The organism is Novosphingobium sp. CF614 (genome assembly GCF_900113255.1).
In the GTDB taxonomy this organism is placed as follows: Bacteria; Pseudomonadota; Alphaproteobacteria; order Sphingomonadales; family Sphingomonadaceae; genus Novosphingobium.
The window spans coordinates 54,559-73,212 of the sequence record NZ_FOOR01000009.1; the positions used below are offsets into that span (position 1 = coordinate 54,559).

21 protein-coding genes and 1 tRNA gene are annotated in these 18,654 nt (G+C 65.4%); 4 read left to right on the forward strand and 18 right to left on the reverse strand.

Annotated elements, in window-relative coordinates; all coding sequences use genetic code 11:
- From BM052_RS19930 to BM052_RS11850, 3 genes are all read right to left on the reverse strand, one after another.
- Positions 1-141, reverse strand: a complete 141-nt coding sequence (locus BM052_RS19930) for a hypothetical protein (protein WP_177198442.1) — start codon at positions 139-141, stop codon at positions 1-3.
- 25 nt (positions 142-166) lie between these two features.
- On the reverse strand, positions 167-904 hold the full coding sequence (ccmC, locus tag BM052_RS11845) for a heme ABC transporter permease CcmC (protein WP_091147062.1): 738 nt from the start codon (positions 902-904) through the stop codon (positions 167-169).
- A gap of 121 nt (positions 905-1,025) precedes the next feature.
- Positions 1,026-1,102, reverse strand: a tRNA-His gene (locus BM052_RS11850).
- A gap of 278 nt (positions 1,103-1,380) precedes the next feature.
- Here BM052_RS11850 and BM052_RS11855 point away from each other — a divergent pair.
- Entirely contained in the window at positions 1,381-2,013 is a 633-nt protein-coding gene (locus BM052_RS11855; RefSeq protein WP_091147064.1) for a prolyl hydroxylase family protein, read from the forward strand.
- 193 nt (positions 2,014-2,206) lie between these two features.
- Here the strand turns inward: BM052_RS11855 and BM052_RS11860 are convergent, their stop codons facing one another.
- Positions 2,207-2,752, reverse strand: a complete 546-nt coding sequence (locus tag BM052_RS11860) for a superoxide dismutase family protein (RefSeq protein ID WP_091147067.1) — start codon at positions 2,750-2,752, stop codon at positions 2,207-2,209.
- A 296-nt stretch (positions 2,753-3,048) separates the two neighbouring features.
- Between BM052_RS11860 and BM052_RS11865 the strand changes: the two genes are divergently transcribed.
- Positions 3,049-3,396: a PilZ domain-containing protein gene (locus BM052_RS11865; RefSeq protein ID WP_091147068.1), complete on the forward strand. Its 348-nt coding sequence runs from the start codon at positions 3,049-3,051 to the stop codon at positions 3,394-3,396.
- Positions 3,397-3,455: 59 nt separating this feature from the next.
- Here the strand turns inward: BM052_RS11865 and rpmE are convergent, their stop codons facing one another.
- From rpmE to rpsB, 12 genes are all read right to left on the reverse strand, one after another.
- Positions 3,456-3,683, reverse strand: a complete 228-nt coding sequence (gene rpmE / locus BM052_RS11870) for a 50S ribosomal protein L31 (protein ID WP_091147071.1) — start codon at positions 3,681-3,683, stop codon at positions 3,456-3,458.
- 133 nt (positions 3,684-3,816) lie between these two features.
- On the reverse strand, positions 3,817-4,269 hold the full coding sequence (fabZ, locus tag BM052_RS11875) for a 3-hydroxyacyl-ACP dehydratase FabZ (RefSeq protein WP_091147073.1): 453 nt from the start codon (positions 4,267-4,269) through the stop codon (positions 3,817-3,819).
- A 14-nt stretch (positions 4,270-4,283) separates the two neighbouring features.
- Positions 4,284-4,892, reverse strand: a complete 609-nt coding sequence (locus BM052_RS11880; protein ID WP_091147075.1) for an OmpH/Skp family outer membrane protein — start codon at positions 4,890-4,892, stop codon at positions 4,284-4,286.
- Entirely contained in the window at positions 4,892-7,540 is a 2,649-nt protein-coding gene (bamA, locus tag BM052_RS11885; protein WP_255406098.1) for an outer membrane protein assembly factor BamA, read from the reverse strand. The genes BM052_RS11880 and bamA overlap by 1 nt, the downstream gene beginning before the upstream one ends.
- A 173-nt stretch (positions 7,541-7,713) precedes the next feature.
- Positions 7,714-9,099, reverse strand: coding sequence for a site-2 protease family protein (locus tag BM052_RS11890; RefSeq protein ID WP_091147081.1), 1,386 nt, complete (start codon positions 9,097-9,099; stop codon positions 7,714-7,716).
- A gap of 14 nt (positions 9,100-9,113) precedes the next feature.
- Positions 9,114-10,268, reverse strand: coding sequence for a 1-deoxy-D-xylulose-5-phosphate reductoisomerase (gene dxr, locus BM052_RS11895; protein ID WP_091147234.1), 1,155 nt, complete (start codon positions 10,266-10,268; stop codon positions 9,114-9,116).
- Positions 10,269-10,273: 5 nt separating this feature from the next.
- Positions 10,274-10,981 (reverse strand): phosphatidate cytidylyltransferase, encoded by a 708-nt coding sequence (locus tag BM052_RS11900; RefSeq protein ID WP_091147237.1) that lies wholly within the window; start codon positions 10,979-10,981, stop codon positions 10,274-10,276.
- A gap of 78 nt (positions 10,982-11,059) precedes the next feature.
- Complete coding sequence (gene uppS, locus BM052_RS11905) at positions 11,060-11,749, reverse strand: polyprenyl diphosphate synthase (protein WP_091147084.1); 690 nt, start codon at positions 11,747-11,749, stop codon at positions 11,060-11,062.
- Between the two features lie 31 nt (positions 11,750-11,780).
- A complete protein-coding gene (frr, locus tag BM052_RS11910; protein ID WP_091147087.1) occupies positions 11,781-12,338 on the reverse strand; it encodes a ribosome recycling factor in 558 nt (185 codons plus the stop codon).
- Positions 12,339-12,341: 3 nt separating this feature from the next.
- Complete coding sequence (gene pyrH / locus BM052_RS11915; protein ID WP_091147089.1) at positions 12,342-13,064, reverse strand: UMP kinase; 723 nt, start codon at positions 13,062-13,064, stop codon at positions 12,342-12,344.
- A 204-nt stretch (positions 13,065-13,268) separates the two neighbouring features.
- The gene (gene tsf, locus BM052_RS11920) at positions 13,269-14,192 is read right to left on the reverse strand and encodes a translation elongation factor Ts (protein ID WP_091147092.1); all 924 of its coding nucleotides are present in this window, start codon (positions 14,190-14,192) and stop codon (positions 13,269-13,271) included.
- A 119-nt stretch (positions 14,193-14,311) separates the two neighbouring features.
- Positions 14,312-15,076: a 30S ribosomal protein S2 gene (rpsB, locus tag BM052_RS11925; RefSeq protein ID WP_091147094.1), complete on the reverse strand. Its 765-nt coding sequence runs from the start codon at positions 15,074-15,076 to the stop codon at positions 14,312-14,314.
- A 534-nt stretch (positions 15,077-15,610) separates the two neighbouring features.
- Between rpsB and BM052_RS11930 the strand changes: the two genes are divergently transcribed.
- Both BM052_RS11930 and BM052_RS11935 read left to right on the forward strand, forming a co-directional pair.
- Positions 15,611-16,729 (forward strand): sensor histidine kinase, encoded by a 1,119-nt coding sequence (locus BM052_RS11930; protein ID WP_255406099.1) that lies wholly within the window; start codon positions 15,611-15,613, stop codon positions 16,727-16,729.
- Complete coding sequence (locus BM052_RS11935) at positions 16,722-17,339, forward strand: response regulator transcription factor (RefSeq protein WP_091147098.1); 618 nt, start codon at positions 16,722-16,724, stop codon at positions 17,337-17,339. Before BM052_RS11930 ends, BM052_RS11935 begins: the two co-directional genes overlap by 8 nt.
- A gap of 109 nt (positions 17,340-17,448) precedes the next feature.
- On the opposite strand, the gene BM052_RS11940 is transcribed toward BM052_RS11935, so the two are convergent.
- Positions 17,449-17,850 carry a hypothetical protein gene (locus BM052_RS11940; RefSeq protein ID WP_091147100.1) on the reverse strand — a complete coding sequence of 134 codons (402 nt, stop codon included), beginning with the start codon at positions 17,848-17,850 and terminating at the stop codon, positions 17,449-17,451.
- A 70-nt stretch (positions 17,851-17,920) separates the two neighbouring features.
- Complete coding sequence (locus BM052_RS11945) at positions 17,921-18,622, reverse strand: Crp/Fnr family transcriptional regulator (protein WP_091147102.1); 702 nt, start codon at positions 18,620-18,622, stop codon at positions 17,921-17,923.
- Positions 18,623-18,654: the final 32 nt, after the last annotated feature.

Below are 18,654 nucleotides of genomic sequence, written 5' to 3' on the forward strand. Positions count from 1 at the left end.
TCAGCGCTTCCTTGCTTCGTCACGGCGCTTCTCGGCACGCCGCATCGACAGCAGCGACCATAGCACCATTGTTGCCGTCGCTCCCACGCCGACCGCGTAAGAGGCGACCACGAAAGTCCACGGGTCCATCGCCTCGCGCATCGTCAGGATTCCGCTTCGCGCATGGTCAGAATTCCGCCTCGCTAAGGGCCTTGCGCCGCAGCCGCGCCTCGGCCTGCCGGTCTGCCAGGATCGCCCGCATGCGCGCCAGCACGCAGCCGGCGAAGATCAGCGTGAAACCCAGCATGGCGATCAGCAGCGGCCACAGGAACGCCCCGGCCATCGCCGACTTGCCCATGGTGATGCTGGGTGCCTGGTGCTGGCTGTTCCACCAGATCACCGAATAATGGATGATCGGGATATTGACCGCGCCCACCAGGCCGAAGATCGCCGGAGCCCGGCCGGCACCCTGCCCCCCGTCCGACGCCTCGCTTGCCTGCGACAGCGCCATCCAGCCGAAATAGAGGAACAGCAGCACCAGCATGGAGGTCAGCCGCCCGTCCCAGACCCACCAGGTCCCCCAGGCCGGGCGTCCCCACAGCGATCCCGTGACCAGGCAGACGGCGGTGAACACCGCGCCCGGCACCGCGCAGGCGCGCGCGGCGATGCCGGCGAGCGGATGGCGCCAGACCAGTTCGGTGAAGCTGGCGGCGGCGATCCCCATCCAGCCCGCCATGCCCAGCCAGGCGGCCGGCACATGAAGATAGACGATGCGCACCGTTTCGCCCTGCAAACGCTCGGCCGGCGCGAGGAACAGCCCCCAGCCGAGCGCGGCGGCGGCAACGACGATTCCCGCGCCCATGCAGAGCGGCATCAGCCAGCGGGCGATGCGCAGGAAACGGGCCGGGTTGGCAAAGCCATGCATATTGGGCGCGCTTCTAAAGCCCGCTGCGAAAGGAGCAAGTGACTCATGTCAAAGCCCGCTCGCTGTCCCCGCAATTTAATGCCCCCGCAAATTGGGCGCCAGCGCGACGACGGGAAGAAAATGGGGCGATCGATGGGGTTCGAACCCACGACCTCCGGTACCACAAACCGGCGCTCTAACCAGCTGAGCTACGATCGCCACACCGTGCACCGGCTTCCTGCGCCGCGTGCCGCAAATTCGCAAGGGCCGCTGCGCGCAGCAACCGGTGCGGGAGCGCGCCTTTGCACAAGGCTGCGCTTCTTGCAAAGCAAAAAAACGGATCGCATCGCGACTCGCGCGATTTTCCCGGCCGCGCCGGCGGGCCGATGCCAACCGTCCTTCGATCAGAACTCGCGTTCCCCTTCGCTTCGCCGCCTCGTAGCGACGGAGAGCGAAGATGAGTCTCGCTCCGGGAAACTTGGTATAAGATCGCGGCCATGACCGAACCTGGCGAATCACCGGCAGACCGATTGCTGTCCCTCCCCGGCATGCAGCGCTTTCCCTCGTCGCGGCTCGACCTGTTCCTGATGCGCGATTTTCTTTCGGGCGCCGAGTGCGACGAACTGGTCCGCCTGATCGAAAGGGAACATCGCCCGTCCACCATCGCCAACCACAATGGCGACGATGCCTTCCGCACGAGTTCGACCTGCGATCTCTCCCACGACATTGCCGCCGTGGGCGGACTGGCCATGAAACTTTCCAAAGCCTCGGGCATTGCCCTTGCCCATGCCGAACCGCTGCAAGGCCAGCGCTACGAAATCGGCCAGGAGTTCAAGGCGCATACCGACTATTTCGAACCCGGCAATGCCGACTACGAACAGTATTGCACGGTTTCCGGGCAGCGCACCTGGACTTTCATGGTCTATCTCAACACCGTGGAAGCCGGCGGCGCCACCCGGTTCAAGGTGATCGACAAGATCGTCCAGCCCGAACGCGGCAAGCTGGTCGCCTGGAACAACCGCCGGGCGGACGGCAGCCTGAACGCCGCCACGCTCCACCATGCGATGAAAGTGCGCAAGGGCCGCAAGTACGTGATTACGCAGTGGTATCGCGAACGGCCCTGGGGCTGAGGCTTACCCGGTTCGGTCCTCGCGATCTGGACGAGCGGATCAAGCTTCATCACGGTGCATGCCAAGGGGGCAACGATCCCACCCGTCCGATCACCGGGGGTGGCCACCCCCGGTGATCGCCCAATCCTTCAACCAGACAGGGCGAAGCGCAATATGCAAGGGGGGAAATGAGTCTCGCCCAGAGAGCCTGGTACTATTGCCCCGCGCCGATCACCGCGCAGGCGATGCGTCCGCCCGCGTTGCCGGCCGGCTGGCTGGTATAGTCGTCCACCCCGGCGTGGATCACCAGGGCCGAACCATCGGCATCGAGCAGCGATTTGGGCCCGGGCGACAGCGTCACCCCGGTGTTGAGGACCTGCGCCTTGAGCGCGCGGTTCCGCCCGACATACTGGTTCGGCATGTCGCCCCCGTGCGGGCCGCCCATGACCATCAGTCCGTGCTGGTGCTCGCCGGCGGCGAAATGGCCGCCCGAGGTCGTGAACTTCTGCGCCGGATCGCACAGGCCCTTTTCGTGGAAATGGAAACCGTGCTCGCCTTCGGGCAGGCCCTTGATGTCGGCGGTGACAAGCACGCCGGTGGGCGCCTCCTGCAGCATCACGGTGCCGAGCGACTTGCCGTTCAGGCCGATCACTTCGGCGTGGACCATCGCGCCGCCGGGTGTCGTCGCGTCTTCGGCCAGCGCCGCGGAGGCGGACAGGGCCAGGACGCATGCGGCGGCGATATGGGCAGTTCGGATCATTACGCTTCTCCTGTTGGAGCCCTTCTTGCGGCTCCTTCCGATTGCTGGACGCCGCCGGCGGGAAATATCCGCAAGTCCGATGCGCGCACCGGCGGCTTTCGTGCGGGGCCCCCGCTGCCGCGCACGGCCCCAGACTAGGCCCGTCCGATCGAAAGGCAATCGCGCGATGGCGGGAAAACGAACGCGGGCAAAAAGCCGCAAGGTTACTGCGCCGGCAAGCCTGTCTTGTGAAGCTCGGTTAACTTTCGCGCCGGATGATCGCCCGATAACACGAAGGGACGCCAGGAACACAAGCCATGAACGCACCGATCGGGCGGCTCTACGCCGCGCCCCAGGATGCCTTGGACGAGCGACGCCGCGACCAGCGCCGTCCTATCCGTTTCGAAGCCTTGCTGGAAACGTCGAAGGGCAGCCGGCTGCCGGTGCTGCTGGCCGACGTCTCGCTGCACGGATGCTGCGTGCAGGCCGACGCGGCGCTGCTGCGTCAGGGCGCGTTCGTCTCGATCGGCCTTGGCGAGGGGCCGATGCTGCCGGCGATCGTGCGCTGGGTGCGCGGCCGGGCCGCCGGCATGGAATTCCTGCGCGCCGTCCCGCCCGAACGGGCCGAGTGGTTCGAACTCATGGATTGCGGCCTGGATGGCTGAACGCAAAAAGGCGGCCCCACCAAGGGCCGCCCTTTCAATTCCGACGATCAAGGCCCGGCTCAGCCCTTCTTGAGGGTAAGACCGCCGAAACGCTTGTTGAACTGGGCAACGCGGCCGCCTTCCTGAAGCTGCTGCTTGCCGCCGGTCCAGGCCGGGTGCGAGGTCGGGTCGATGTCCAGAACCAGCGTGTCCCCTTCGCTGCCCCAGGTCGAGCGGGTCTGGAAGGTGGTGCCATCGGTCATCTGCACCGTAATCATGTGATAGTCGGGATGCGTATCGGCCTTCATGGGTCAAACTCTTTCGCATTTGGCCGGTTCCGACCGGCCTGCCTTGGAAAGCGGCGCGCTTACATGGGTAAGGCTGAAAATGCAAGGGCGCGTTCACGCCCCCGCCCCAGTGCCTGCCCCGCCCCTGCCGCGGTCACGAATCCGCGATCATCGCGGTGAAGTTCACCTCACAGGTCACCTTGTCCTCGATCGAAGCCTTGCCCCAGAACTTGCAGACCCGCGAACGTTTCTGGACGAAGCCGGCGCGCAAGGTCAGCAGGTGGCCGGGGGTCACGGGGCTGCGGAACTTGGCATCCTCGATCGCCATGAAATAGACCAGCTTGCCGGTCCCGGCGAGCCCCAGGCTTTCGATCGCGAGAATGCCGGCGGTCTGCGCCAGCGCCTCGATCTGGAGCACGCCGGGCATGATCGGGCGCCCGGGGAAATGGCCCTGGAAGAATCCCTCGTTGAAGCTGACCGCCTTCACCGCGTGGATCTCCTCCTCGTCGAAGGAGACCACGCGGTCGACCAGCAGCATCGGATAGCGGTGCGGAAGCGCCGCCAGGATCTTCGCGGTATCGTAGACGATCTCGCTCGCCTCGCTCATCGCGCTGCCTGCCCTTAGCGGCCCGAGGGTGCCGTCGGCGCCTGCTGCTGCTGCGGGGGCGGAGCCGTGGTGTTGATGGCGGTCAGTACGCCATTGAGCGCGGCCAGCACGTCGCCGGTGACATCGAGCGAGGGATCATAGGCGAGCGTCTGGCCCATCTCCACCAGCATGTTCGCGCCGCGCTTCTGCATCGCCGGCTTGTAGAGGTTTTGCAGCTGCACCTGGATCTGCTGGCCGACATAGGCCTGGTTGCGCTGGATCTGGACCTGCTGCGCCTGAAGTTCCTGGCCGGCCTGCTGCTCCTTCTGCTGGTAGGCCTGGATGCGGGTCTGCAAGGCGGCATCGGGAGCCTTGCCGTTCAGCGCCTTGACCGCCGCATCGAGCGCCTGCGCCTCCGGCTGGAGCTGCCCGGCAAGCTGGCTGCGACGGGCTTCGAAAGCCTGGACCTGCTGCTGGAGCGTCTGGTTGGCCGTCTTGCAGGCATTGCACTCGCGGCCGATCCGATCGAGATCGACGACCGCGACCTTCGATGCAGGCACGGCCTGGGCGAAGGCGGGCTGCGCGGCGAGCGGGGCGAACGCCAGGGCCGAACCCAGCGCGACGGTTTTCATCATGATCTTCATCAGAATTGGGTTCCCACGTTGAAAGTGAAAGTCTTGGTATCGTCGCCGTCCTGCTTGAGGAGGGCCTTGGAAATGTCGATGCGGAAGGGGCCGAAGGGCGAGTTCCAGTTGACGCCGAAACCGATCGCTACGCGCGGCTTCCAGCTGTTGCCGACGAAACGCTCGATGAACGCCTGGGTCGAACCGATCGCCTGGTTGTCTAGTCCATTGGTCTGGGCTGAGGTGGTGGTAGTCGTCGTGTCGTAGGTGCCATCGCCCTTGTTCGGGTAATAGAGCTGATTGCCGCTGCTGTCCCGCGTGCCGATGAAGCAGCCGCCGTCGGCCGGCAGGCAGTCCTCGATCAGGTCGGGCTTCTTAATGCCCCAGACGGCGCCCGCATCGACGAAGATCGAAGGCCGCAGCCCCATTTCACGCGCGCCCGACCCGAGCGGGATCTCGAGTTCCGCGCGGCTCATGTAATAGTACTTGCCGCCCAGGGCGTCGTCGGTCTTGGTCGATTCCTCGGTATAATTGCCGTCCGTATCTTGCGTGTAGTACTGACGGATGACGCGCGGCCCGACACCGCGGATGCCGAAGCCGCGGATCTGCGGCTCGCCCAGGTAGAAGCGGTCGGTCAGGCGTACATCGTCGCCGCCGTAGCCCTTGATCGCGCCGCCCTCGCCCGAAAGCGAGAAGATGAAACCGCTGCCAAGCGGCCAGTACTTGGCGGCATTGGCGCGCAGCCGGGCGTACTTCACATCGCCGCCCAGCCCCGCCACGTCGACGTTGACCGACATCGTCTCGCCGCGCGAGGGCCGCACCCGGTTGTCCAGCGTGTCGTAGATCACCGAAAGACCGACGATCGAACTCAGGCGCTTGCCGATGGCATCGCACAGATACCGACCGGCATAGAGCGGATCGCACTGGAAAACGTCGGGATCGAGGCGGTAGGAATAGTAAGTATTCTTATCCAGGGCCACGTCGTCATAATTGAGCGTGTAACGCCCGACCGCCGTCAGATACTCGGTCAGCGGCACGCCGGCGCGGACCTGGAAGCCGGTCGTGGACTGCTCATAGGTGGTATTGCGGTCGGAATTGTAGTAATTGAAACTGTTGTAATCACGCCGATAGATATCGACACCGAGCGACACGTTCTTGTCGAACAGGTAGGGTTCGACGAAGCTCGCCTGGACGCTCTTGGAATAGCGCGAATAGCTGCCCGAAAGGCCCACTGTCTGGCCGCGCCCCCGGAAGTTGCGCTGCTGGATCGAGGCCTGGAAGATGAAGCTCTCCAGGCTCGAGAAGCCAGCCGAAAGCTGGAGCTCGCCGGTCGGCTTCTCCTCCACGTTGGCTTCCAGGACGATGCGGTCGTCGGCGCTGCCCGGCTTCTGTTCGACCTCGAACTTCTCCTGGAAGTAGCCGAGCGACTTGATGCGGTTGGTGGAGCGCTTGACCTGCAGCGAGTTGAACGCGTCGCCCTCGCCCAGGCGGAACTCGCGGCGCACCACCTTGTCCTGGGTCAGCGTATTGCCGTTGATGTCGATGCGCTCGACATAGACGCGCGGCGCTTCCTGGATCACGAAGGTCAGCCCCATGGTGAGGTTGTCCTTGTCGCGATCGTACTGCGGCCGCACGTCCGCGAAGGCATAGCCGAAGGCGCCGGCGGTCTCGTTCAGGTTGTCGATGGTGTCTTCGACCTGCTTGGCATTGTACCAGTCGCCCGTGTGCATGGGCAGGTTCTTCGCCAGCTTTTCGCCGTCGAAATCGCGCAGCTGGCTTTCGACCTTCACGTCGCCGAACTTGTAGCGCTTCCCTTCCTCCACCACGTAAGTGATGATGAAGTCCTTCTTGTCCGGGGTCAGCTCGGCCACGGCCGAGACGACGCGGAAGTCGGCATAGCCCTCCGTCAGGTAGAACTGGCGCAGCTTCTGCTGGTCGAAGGCCATGCGATCGGGGTCGTAGCTCGTGCCGGAGCTGAAGATGCGCGTGATGCGCGCCTGCTTGGTCACCATCTGGCCGCGCAGCTCGCCGTCGGAAAAATGCTCGTTGCCGATGATGTTGATCTGGCGGACCTTCGACTTGTCGCCCTCGGTGATCTCGAAGACGATATCGACGCGGTTCTGGTCGAGCATGACCATCTTGGGCTCGACCGTCGCGGCGTAGCGGCCCTGGCGCTTGTAAAGCTCGATGATGCGGGCAACGTCGGCGCGGATCTTGGACCGGGTGAAGATCTGGCGCGGGGCGACCTTGATCTCGGGCAGGATCTTGTCGTCCTTGATGCGCTTGTTGCCTTCAAGGACGATGCGGTTGACCACCGGGTTTTCCTGCACCGCGATGGTGACGGTGCCGCCATCGTTGGTGATCTGGACGTCCTTGAACAGTTCGGTCGAGTAGAGATCCTTCAGCGCCTCGTCCGCCACGGCCTTGCTATAGGGCTGGCCGATCCGCAGCTTGATGTAGGACATCACGGTCTGCGGCTCGAGGCGCTCAGCCCCGGTCACCTGGATCGACTGGATCGTCTGCATGACCGGCGCGCCGGGCGCCTGGGCGCTCGGCGGCGCCGCGCCCTGCTGCGCGAAGGCGACTTCCGGGGCGCCCGCCAGGATCGTAGTCCCAAGGAGCACTGCCGCAACTTGCGACGCACGGCGGGCATCAGTGCTGCGAGCCATTTCCCATCCCATCATTCTACGCAAAATCCTGTATACGCTTTCGCGATGAACTCGACCGGCCCGGCAGGCACGCTGCCCGTCCGGCAGGCAATCGCAGCCATCTGCCCGATGGAGGGCCTCCAATCAAGCAGCCAAACCCGGCGAGATTGTGATCGCTGGATAAAACCTTCCGGCTATCCCCCGAAAACAGGGAGAGACACCAGATCGTTGACCGTGACGAACAGCATGAGCGCGAGGACCAGTGCCACGCCCGTGCGGATCGCCCATTCCTGACTGCGCACACCCAGAGGCCTGCGACGGACCAACTCGGCCGCGTAGAACGCCAGGTGTCCGCCATCGAGGCCCGGAATTGGCAGGAGGTTGATGAATGCCAAGTTAATCGAAATCAGCGCGACGAAGCCGGCGAAGGCATCCCAGCCCAGGCTGAACTGCTCGCCCGAATACTTGGCGATCTTGATCGGCCCGCCCAGCTCCTTCACCGATCGCTCGCCGGTGAAGATCTGGCCGACCCCGGCCACCATCATCCGCATCATGGAAAAGCTGCGGGTAACGCCCAGGCCAAGCGCTTCGACGGGTCCGACCGGCTCGATATGGCCGAAGCCGGCGCGGATGCCGAGCTGACCGACTGTCCTGGCATGTCCATCCGCCTCGGTGACGGTGCCGGTGCCGATCGTTACCGGGAAGACATGCGCCTCCCCGCCCCGCATCACGGTTATCGTCACCGTCCTGCCCGGGAACGGCTGGACCAGGCGCGGAATGTCGAAAAAGCTGCGCACGTCGGCATCGTCGATCGCAACGATCCGGTCGCCAGCCTTCATGCCGGCCGTCTCGGCCGTGGAATCGCTCGAGAACCCACCCACCACCGGCACGGCGAAATCGATGCCGAGATCGCCCCCTTCAGCCGTGTTGCCGAACTCGTCGCTCATCTTCCGGCGCGCGACCGTGACCGGCAGCACCAGTTCGCGCCCGTCGCGCGCGATGGTGATCTTAAGCGCCTTGCCGGGATAGTAGACGACATGTTCGGGAACGTCGGTAAGGCTTTCGATCCGCGTGCCGTCGATCGCGACGATGCGATCGCCAATCTCCATTCCGGCGGCCCGCGCCGGCGAATCCTGCGTGAAGGCGGCAACCTCGGCATCGGCCACCTGGCGACCGTTCGCATAGGCGAAGCCGGCCACGATCAGCACGCAGAGCAGGAAATTGGTCATCGGCCCGGCCAGCACGATCAGCGCGCGCTGCCACAGCGGCTTGGCGTGGAAGGTATGCGATCGCTGTTCCGGCGTCAGCCCGTCCTCGGCCGCCGACGGCGCGCTCGCGGGGTTCATGTCGCCGGCGAACTGGACATAGCCGCCCAGCGGCAGCGCCGAAAGCTTCCAGCGGGTGCCGCGCCGGTCGGTCCAGCCGGCGATCTCCTTGCCGAAGCCGATCGAGAAGGCATCGGCCTTCACCCCGAACCAGCGGCCGACCAGATAGTGGCCCAGTTCGTGGATCAGCACCAGCGGGCCCAGCACGAGCAGGAAGGCGAAGATCGTCGTCAGCAGGTTGGGCGATGCGGTCAAAGTCAGGCTGTCCCCTATCCCACGCTCAGCGTCAGTTGCAGCGCCCTCGCCCGCGCCTCGCTGTCGACGGCGAGCACGTCGGTCAGGCAGGCGGGTGGCGGCGGTGCATAGGCATTGAGCACGTTTTCCACGTGTGCCGCAATCCTGGTGAATGGAATCTGACCATCCAGGAACGCGGCGACCGCCACTTCGTTCGCGGCGTTGAGCACCGCCGGAACCGCGCCGCCGGCCTGCGCCGCCTCCCGGGCCAGGCGCGTGGCCGGAAAACGCTCCTCGTCCGGCTTGCGGAACGTCAGCTCGCCGATCGCGGCCAGGTCCAGCGGCTCGCACGGGGTATCCATGCGGCGCGGCCAGGCGAGCGCCGAGGCGATCGGCACGCGCATGTCCGAGGGGCCGAGCTGCGCCAGCGTCGAACCGTCGCGGTACTCGACCATCGAATGGACGATCGATTGCGGGTGGACGATGATGCGCAGGCGGTCCAGCCCCACCGGGAACAGGTGATGCGCCTCGATCAGTTCCAGGCCCTTGTTGAACATCGTGGCGGAATCGACGCTGATCTTGGCGCCCATGTCCCAATTCGGATGGCGAACCGCCTCCGCCGGGGTCGCCGCGCACAGGCGTTCCCACGGCCAGTCGCGGAACGGACCGCCGCTCGCGGTCAGGGTGATCCAGCGCACGTGCGCCGGATCGTTGCCGGCCAGGCACTGGAAGATGGCGTTGTGCTCCGAATCGATCGGCAGCAGCGTGGCGCCGTGCGTGGCCACGGCGGCGATCATCACCTCGCCGGCCGAAACCAGCGCTTCCTTGTTGGCAAGCGCGATGATCCCGCCCTGCTCGATCGCCGCCATGGTCGGGGCCAGCCCCGCGCAGCCGACGATCGCCGCCACCGTAAGGTCCGCGCCGCGCGCCGCCGCCTCCACCAGCGCCGCCGCGCCGCCGGCCGCCGCGATGCCGGACCCGGAGAGCGCCGCGCGCAGTTCGGGCAGCCGCGTCTCGTCGGCGATGACCGCGACCTCGGCCGAGAACTCCCGCGCCAGGCGGGCCAGCTCGGCGGCGTTGGAATGCGCCGTCAGCGCGCGAACGCCCCAGGTGCCGGGCTGGCGCCGCACGAGATCGAGCGTGGAGGCGCCGACCGAACCCGTGGCGCCAAGGAGGGAAAGCGTGCGCATGCCTGTCATCGTGGCTGGAACAATAGCATGAGGGCCAGTAAAAAAAGTACCGCGAGCAGGCCGTCCACGCGATCGAGGAAACCGCCGTGCCCGGGAATGAGATTGCCCGAATCCTTGACCCCGGCCCGGCGCTTCATCCAGCTTTCGAAGAAATCGCCGGCCTGCGCGCAGATGGCCACGAAGATTCCCGTCATCACGCAAGTGGCGAACAGGGGAACCGGCCTTGCCTGGAGATACCAGCACGGCTGCGTCCCCAGGCAGGCCGCGACGTCCGCGGAGATCCCGGCCTGGCTCAGCCAGATCGCTCCATCCCGCCACAGCCGCACGGCGCACAGCAGGGCCAGCGTCGCGCCCAGCACCCCGCCCAGCAGGCCCGACCAGGTCTTCGAAGGGCTGATCGAGGGCGCGATCTTCGGCCCGCCCAGCGCGCGGCCGGTGAAATAGGCCCCGACATCGACGGCGATGACCGCAACCAGGACCGTCAGCAGCGGCGCCAGGGTAAAGGCCGGATTACGCAGGAACAGCAGCATCGCCGCGCCGGTGCCGACATAGAGCATGCCCGCGAAATTCCAGAAACCGCGCGCGGCCGGGTTCCGCGTGCCCATCCGCGCGATCCGGATCCATTCCCACAGCGTTCCCACCGCCACGGCGCAGACGAACGCGATCCAGACTGCCCCGCCCAGCCAGAGCGCAAGACCCGAAACGGCGATCATCACCGCCGCCGAGCCGGTGCGCACGCGCAAGTCCGATGCCCCCGTCAACCGTTCCTCCGCGTTTCGGGAAAGATTAGCCTAACGCCCGCCATAGCGCCTCTCGCGAGCCGCGAAAGTCTCCAGCGCCTCGCGCAAGTGCTCGACGGTGAAATCCGGCCAGAGCACGTCGGTGAACAGCATCTCGGCATAGGCGCACTGCCAGAGCAGGAAATTGGACAGCCTTACCTCGCCCGAAGTGCGGATCAGCAGATCGAGCGGCGGCAGGTCGGCGGTGTCGAGTTCGACGGCGATCGTCTCGGGCGTGATCGGGCCTTTCGCGGCCGCCCTGGTCGCGGCGCGGGCGATCTCGTCCTGCGCGCCATAGTTCAGCGCGACCGCCAGCGTGGTGCCGGAATTGCCGGCCGTGCGGGCGATCGCCTTTTCCACCAGTTCGACGACATCCGGCTTGAAGGCCTTGTAGTTGCCGATGATCCTGAGCCGCACCCCCGCCTCGGCGAATTCCTCGAGGTCGGAGAGGATAAAGCGCTTCATCAGGCTCATGAGGTCGGAAACTTCCTCCTCCGGCCGCCGCCAGTTCTCGGTAGAGAAGGCATAAAGCGTCAGCGCCTCCAGCCCCAGCTCGCGCGCGCCGCGTACCACCCGGCGCACCGCCTCGACCCCGCGCTGGTGGCCGAGCGCGCGCGGCAGGTGCCGCTTCTTCGCCCAGCGCCCGTTGCCGTCCATGATGATGGCGACGTGGCGCGCGCGCGCGGGTTTGTCCTGGCTCATCGGGAACTCCTCAAGGCGAGGGGCCATAGCCTCACTTGTTGAGGATTTCCTTTTCCTTGCGGGCCAATTCGTCGTCCACGGCCTTGATCTGCTCGTCGGTCAGCTTCTGGACGTCGGCCTCGGCGCGCTTTCTCTCGTCCTCGGAGATTTCCTTCTTGTTCTCGTCGGCCTTGAGGTTCTCCATGCCGTCGCGCCGCACGTTGCGGATGGCGACGCGCGCCTTTTCGGCATAGGAACTCGCCAGCTTGGCCAGTTCCTTGCGGCGCTCCTCGGTCAGGTCCGGGATCGGCAGGCGCAGGGTATTGCCATCGTTGATCGGGTTCAGGCCCAGGCCGGCCGAACGGATCGCCTTCTCCACCGGGCCGACGTTGGACTTGTCCCAGACCTGCACCGACAGCATGCGCGGCTCCGGCGCGGAGATCGTCGCGACCTGCAGGATCGGCATATGGCTGCCATAGACCTCGACGGTGATCGGTTCGAGCAGCGCGGTGTTGGCGCGCCCGGTGCGCAGGCCGGAGAGGTCGTGTTTGAGCGAATCGACGGCGCCCTTCATGCGGCGCTCCAGGTCGGCCTTGTCATACTTGGCCATGGTTCAGGCTCCTTTCTGGACGACCGTCTGCGTGCCTTCGCCCGCGAGCACTTTGGCAAGATTGCCTTTCTCGCGGATCGAGAACACGACGATCGGAATGGCATTGTCGCGGCACAGGGCCACGGCGGAAGCGTCCATCACCTTGAGATTATCGGCGAGGACCGTGTCGTAATCGACTGTTTCGTAACGCTTCGCGGCGGGATTCGTCTTGGGATCGCTGTCATAGACGCCGTCCACGCTGGTGCCCTTGAACAGGGCATCGCACTGCATTTCGGCGGCGCGCAGCGCGGCGCCCGAATCGGTGGTGAAATAGGGCGCGCCGACACCGGCGGCGAAGATCACCACGCGGCCCTTCTCAAGATGCCGCTCGGCCCGGCGGCGGATCACCGGCTCGCAGACCTGGTCCATCTGCACCGCCGACTGGACGCGGGTGTGAACCCCGAGCTGCTCCAGCGCGTTCTGCATCGCCAGCGCATTCATCACCGTCGCCAGCATGCCCATGTAGTCGGCCTGGGCGCGGTCCATGCCCTTGGCCGCCCCGGCCATGCCGCGAAAGATATTGCCGCCCCCGATGACGAGGCAGATTTCCAGCCCGGTCTCCTTGGCCGCCTTCACTTCCCGGGCCATTTCGGCGACGAATTCCGGATCGATGCCGAACTGCTGCCCCCCCATCAGCACCTCGCCCGACAGCTTGAGCAGGATGCGTTTGTAGGGGGAGGATGACATGGTCGCGCGGTCTCCTGGGGCGTGAGTGGGTGCGGCTTTAGGAGGAGCGGCGCGGATTGCCAAGGGGAGAGGTTGTGGATGATGCGGATCGCCGCGCCTGACCGATTGCGCCTCCGACTTCACGCGCATGACGAAAAAACGGGCCGGGAAGCCATCGCTCCCCGGCCCGCTCTGTTCTTTTCGAAGCAGGCGTTGGCCGAACGATCAGCCCGCCACTGCCGCGGCCACTTCCGCCGCGAAGTCGGAGACTTCCTTCTCGATGCCTTCGCCGAGCTGGAAGCGCACGAAATCCTTGAGGACGATCTTGGCGCCCGCTTCCTTGCCGGCCGCGTCGACGACCTGCTGGATCGGGGTCTTGTTGTCCATCACGAAGACCTGGCTGAGCAGCGCGTTTTCCTTGGCGTACTTGGCGATCGCGCCATCGACCATCTTGGCCTGGACGTTCTCGGGCTTGCCGGATTCGGCGGCCTTTTCGGCGGCGATCTTGCGCTCGCGCTCGATCAGCGCGGGATCGAGATCCTCGGCGTTGAGCGCCAGCGGGAAGGCGGCGGCGATGTGCATCGCGATCTGCTTGCCCAGCGCTTCGAGCGCGTCAGCCGAAGCCGAAGACTCAAGCGCGACGAGCACGCCGATCTTGCCGAGGTTCGGCGCCGCGGCGTTGTGCATGTAGGGCACGATCAGGCCTTCGCTCACTTCGACCGTCTTCATGCGGCGAACCTGCTGGTTCTCGCCGATGGTGGCGACGTTGTTGGTCAGCGCTTCGCCCACGGTGCCGCCGTCCGGGTAAGCGGCGGCCTTGAGCGTCTCGACGTCGTCACCCGCGATACCCAGCGCCACTTCGGTGGTCTTGCGCACGAAGTCCTGGAACTGGTCGTTCTTGGCGACGAAGTCGGTTTCCGAGTTGACTTCGACGGCAACGCCCCTGGTGCCGGTCACGGCCACGCCGACAAGGCCTTCGGCGGCGGTGCGGCTCGATTTCTTGGCGGCGGCGGCCAGGCCCCTGGCGCGCAGCGCGTCGACGGCGGCCTCGATGTCGCCGCCGGTCTCGTCGAGAGCCTTCTTGCAGTCCATCATGCCGGCGCCAGTGCGCTCGCGCAGGTTCTTCACGTCAGCGGCGGTGTAAGCCATCGCTCATATCCTCTTGGTTGGGAGGGCCACTTGGTGGCCTTCAAATGGGTGCGCGCCAGGCCCATTGGACCCGGCGCGCGACAATTCCATGACGAAAGTGTCGTCGGCGCCGGCGCCGATCAGGCCCCAGCGATCTCTTCGACGGCTTCCTCGACCGGCTCGTCCATGGCACCGATGTCGGCACCGCTGACGATCACCGCCTCGCGGCCGCCCTTGGTCGCGGCCTGGGCCACGGCGTCGCAGTAAAGGCGCACGGCGCGGCTGGCATCGTCGTTGGCCGGGATCGGGAAGGCGATGCCATCGGGCGAGACGTTCGAATCGAGGATCGCCACGACCGGGATGCCCAGCACGTTGGCTTCCTTGATCGCCAGGTCTTCCTTGTTGGCGTCGATCACGAACATCACGTCGGGAATGCCGCCCATGTCGCGGATGCCGCCGAGCGAAAGCTCGAACTTGTCACGCTCGCGCGTGAGCTGGAGCACTTCCTTCTTGGTGAGACCGGTGGTGTCGCCCGCAAGCTGCTCTTCCAGCGCCTTGAAGCGCTTGATCGAGCCCGAGATGGTCTTCCAGTTGGTGAGCATGCCGCCCAGCCAGCGGTGGTTGACGTAGTGCTGGCCGCAGGCACGGGCGGCCTGGGCGATCGGTTCCTGCGCCTGGCGCTTGGTGCCGACGAACAGCACCTTGCCGCCGGCCTGGACCGTGGCCGAGACGAATTCCAGCGCGCGGGCCATCAGCGGCACCGTCTGCGACAGGTCGATGATGTGGATGCCGTTGCGGGCGCCGAAGATATACGGCTTCATCCGCGGGTTCCAGCGGTGGGTCTGGTGGCCGAAGTGCGCGCCGACTTCGATAAGCTGCTGCATGGTGACGACGGGAGCCGCCATAATCGTTTCCTTTCCGGTTCGACCTCTGGAAAGCTGGAACCGTGCGGATCGCCCGAAGGCATCTTGACCGCTGCGGCACCGGTATGTGCGCTTTCCATGTGGATTTGCCATGGCCGGAGGAGCCGGGAATTCGGCCCTTTCCGCCTTAGCGGGGCCGCCCTTAGCCCTGTTTGCTTCGGAAATCCAGCCTATTTCGCCGCCGCCGGAACCCGGCCCGCCCCCGCTTGCGCCGAACGGAGCCAAACTCCTCATCGATCTGGAAAATATTGCGGCCGAAGACGATGCGGCAATCCGGGTGTTGGCCAGGGCGATCTTGCGTTGCCCTGGCCAACACCCGGGATTGCTTCGCCGCCTCGCGAAGACGCAAGGGGGAAGATTGAGTCTCGTTCAAGGAGACTTGGTAGAAGTCATTTCAAATCGTACGAGCCCGCAAGCCGTATCGCAGGTTGCAGCGATTGTCCGGCTGCGTTAACCCCTGCCGCCATGGGCGAACGATCGTCAGACAGCGATGACCCGGGTCAGCAGCACATCCCAGTGGATCTGGGGAACGAAGCTTATCTGCGTTCGATCCTGGACAGCGTGCCCGATGCCATGATCGTCATCGACGATGCCGGCAGGATCATCTCGTTCAGTTCCGCGGCCGAACGCATGTTCGGCTACATCGAGGCCGAGCTGATCGGCGAGAATGTCAGCACGCTGATGCCTTCTCCCGACCGGGAACGGCACGACATGTATCTCAACCGCTATCTCGTCACCAGCGAGCGGCGCATCATCGGCATCGGCCGCGTCACCACGGCGCGCCGCCGCGACGGCAGCACGTTTCCGATCGAACTGTCGGTGGGGGAAGCGCTGTTCGGTCCGCGCCGCGTCTATACCGGCTTCATTCGCGACCTGACCGAACGGCAGCGGACGGAGTTGAGGCTGCACGACCTGCAGGACGCGCTCACCCACGTTTCGCGCGTCACGGCGATGGGAACGTTGGCGACCTCCATCGCGCACGAACTCAACCAGCCGCTCACAGCCGTCACCAATTACGTCCAGACCGCGAGCGACATGCTCGCCGATCCGGACCCCGACAAGATCGCCCTCGTCCGCGAAGCGCTGGACGAATGCGCCACCCAGACCATCCGTGCCGGCCAGATCGTGCGACGGCTGCGCGACTTCATTTCGCGCGGCGAAACCGAGCGGCAGATCGTCGAGCTTCCGCGCCTGGTCAGCGAAGCCAGCGCGCTGGCCTTCGTGGGCGTGGGCGGCCGATCGGTGGAATTCAACGTGCAGATCGATCCGACCGCGGAACTGCTGCTGGTGGATCGCATCCAGATTCAGCAGGTCCTGCTCAATCTCATCAGGAACGCGATCGAGGCCATGGAGAAGGTGCACCTCAAGCGCCTGGAGCTTAGCAGCCAGCCCGGACGCGATGGTTTCGTCCAAGTGATCGTGGCGGACAGCGGGCCCGGCCTGGCGCCCGAAGTCGCGGAGCAGCTGTTCCAGCCCTTCACCACCACCAAGGCGGCGGGCATGGGCCTGGGCCTTTCGATCTGCCGGACGATCGTCGAGGCGCATGGCGGAAAGATCTGGGCCGAACCCTCGCGCCTGGGCGGCACCGCATTCCATTTCACCCTGCCCGAAGCGGAGATTCGAGACGATGAATGAAAGCCAGCGGGTCTATCTTGTCGATGACGACGAAGCGATCCGCCGTTCTGCCTCGTTCATGCTGCGCACTTCCGGATATGCGGTTACGACATTCGGGACCGGCATCGAATTCCTGGAGGCCGTGGACGAGCTTGAGCCGGGTTGCGTCCTTCTTGACGTGCGCATGCCCGAAATCAGCGGACTCGAAGTCCAGCAGGTGCTGCGTGATCGGGGGATTGCCCATCCCGTGGTGGTGATGACGGGGCACGGCGATGTCACCGTGGCCGTCCAGGCGATGAAGGCCGGGGCGGTGGACTTCATCGAGAAGCCCTTCGACAAGGCCGTGCTTCTGGAAGCCATCGAGGACGGTTTTACGCGGATCGCCCAGGCCGGCAGCAGCATGGCAAGGCGTGAGGAGGCGCAGGCGCGCCTGCGCGTGCTGACCCCGCGCGAGACCGATGTGCTGGAAGGGCTCGTGCGCGGGCATCCCAACAAGACCATTGCCTATGACCTCGGCATCAGCCCCCGCACCGTGGAGGTCCATCGCGCGAACCTCATGCAGAAGCTGGAGGTCGCAAGCCTCTCCGAAGCCTTGCGCGTCGCCTTCGCCGCCGGATTGGGCTCGGATTAGGCGGCAAAGCCGCCGCAGCAATCTGCCCTGGATTGCCGCGCCCGCCTGCGGCGGCTGGCAACGCCGAAGGAAGCGGAACAGGAAGAAACTCGGTACGAATCCCGGGGCGCTACGACCGCGTATCGAAACCGAGCGACAAGTCGACGACGCGGAACCGCCAGGCCCGTTGCCCCTGCTTTTCGATCGTGACCTGATCTCCCGGCAGCAGGCGATTCATCTCGATAGGCAATGACACGCTTCCCGCCTCGGGCGCGGGCTGGAAGGACAAGGCCCAGCCGCTTTCCGTTCGCTCGACACGGCCCACCCTGTCGGCTTCGTTCGGCCAGAACCGCCTGAAACCCGCGATATTCGGATTTGCCCGAAGCACGGCTTCGTCGATGGTGCCGTCCGGACGCAGCGGCAGATACAGCATATAGGCCCGGCTCGCGGAACCCCGTGGAAACTCCCGGGTTTCGGCCAGTTCCAGGCGGATGCTCTTCCATGTAAATCCCGAAGGACCGCTCTTGTTCATGTGCAATATGTGCTTGCCGAAGGCCGCCGCCGGAATTGGGATTGTTACGTAACCTGGTAGGTACAGGCGGCTAGCTGCCATCCGCGCAAGCTTCCAGGGCCTCGCGGTCGCGGATCACCACCTTGCGCTTGGTGGGCGTATCGATCAGGCCCTCGCCGCGCAGCTTGGTGATCTGGCGGCTGACCGTCTCGATGGTGAGGCCCAGCACCTCGGCGATATCCTGCCGCCCGAACGGCAGTTCGAATTCGATCGGACCGCGTGCGCCGTCGTCATCGCCGGCCTGCCCCAGGCGGGAACCCATTTCGAGCAGGAACGTGGCCACGCGCTCGACCGCGCTCTTCTGGCCGAGCAGGACCATCCATTGCCGCGCATGATCGAGATCGGCCAGGGTCCGTTGCAGGAGCTTGTGTTCGAGACCGGGATTGCGCTGGGCGACGGCATCGAAATCCGCACGCGTGAACGTGCACACTTGCGCGTCGGTCAAGGCGGTTACCGACTGATAGCTCCTGCGGCCGAAAGGCCTGCCGATGAAGTCGCTGGGATAGGCGATGCCGAGCGTCTGGTCGCAGCCGTTCCTGGAGGATGCGGAAAGCTTGAGGACGCCGTCGATGACATTGCCGACAAGCAGCGATTCCTCATCCTCCCACATCAGCGTCTGCCCGCGCCTGACGTTCTGGCGGCGCCCGAACCTGCTGAGTTCCTCAAGCTTGTCGTCGGACAGCGAGTGACAGATCGCGCTTTCGCGAACCGCACAATGCGCGCATGCATCCATGGTTCAGATATCCTTCCGAAGGGGGGCCATAC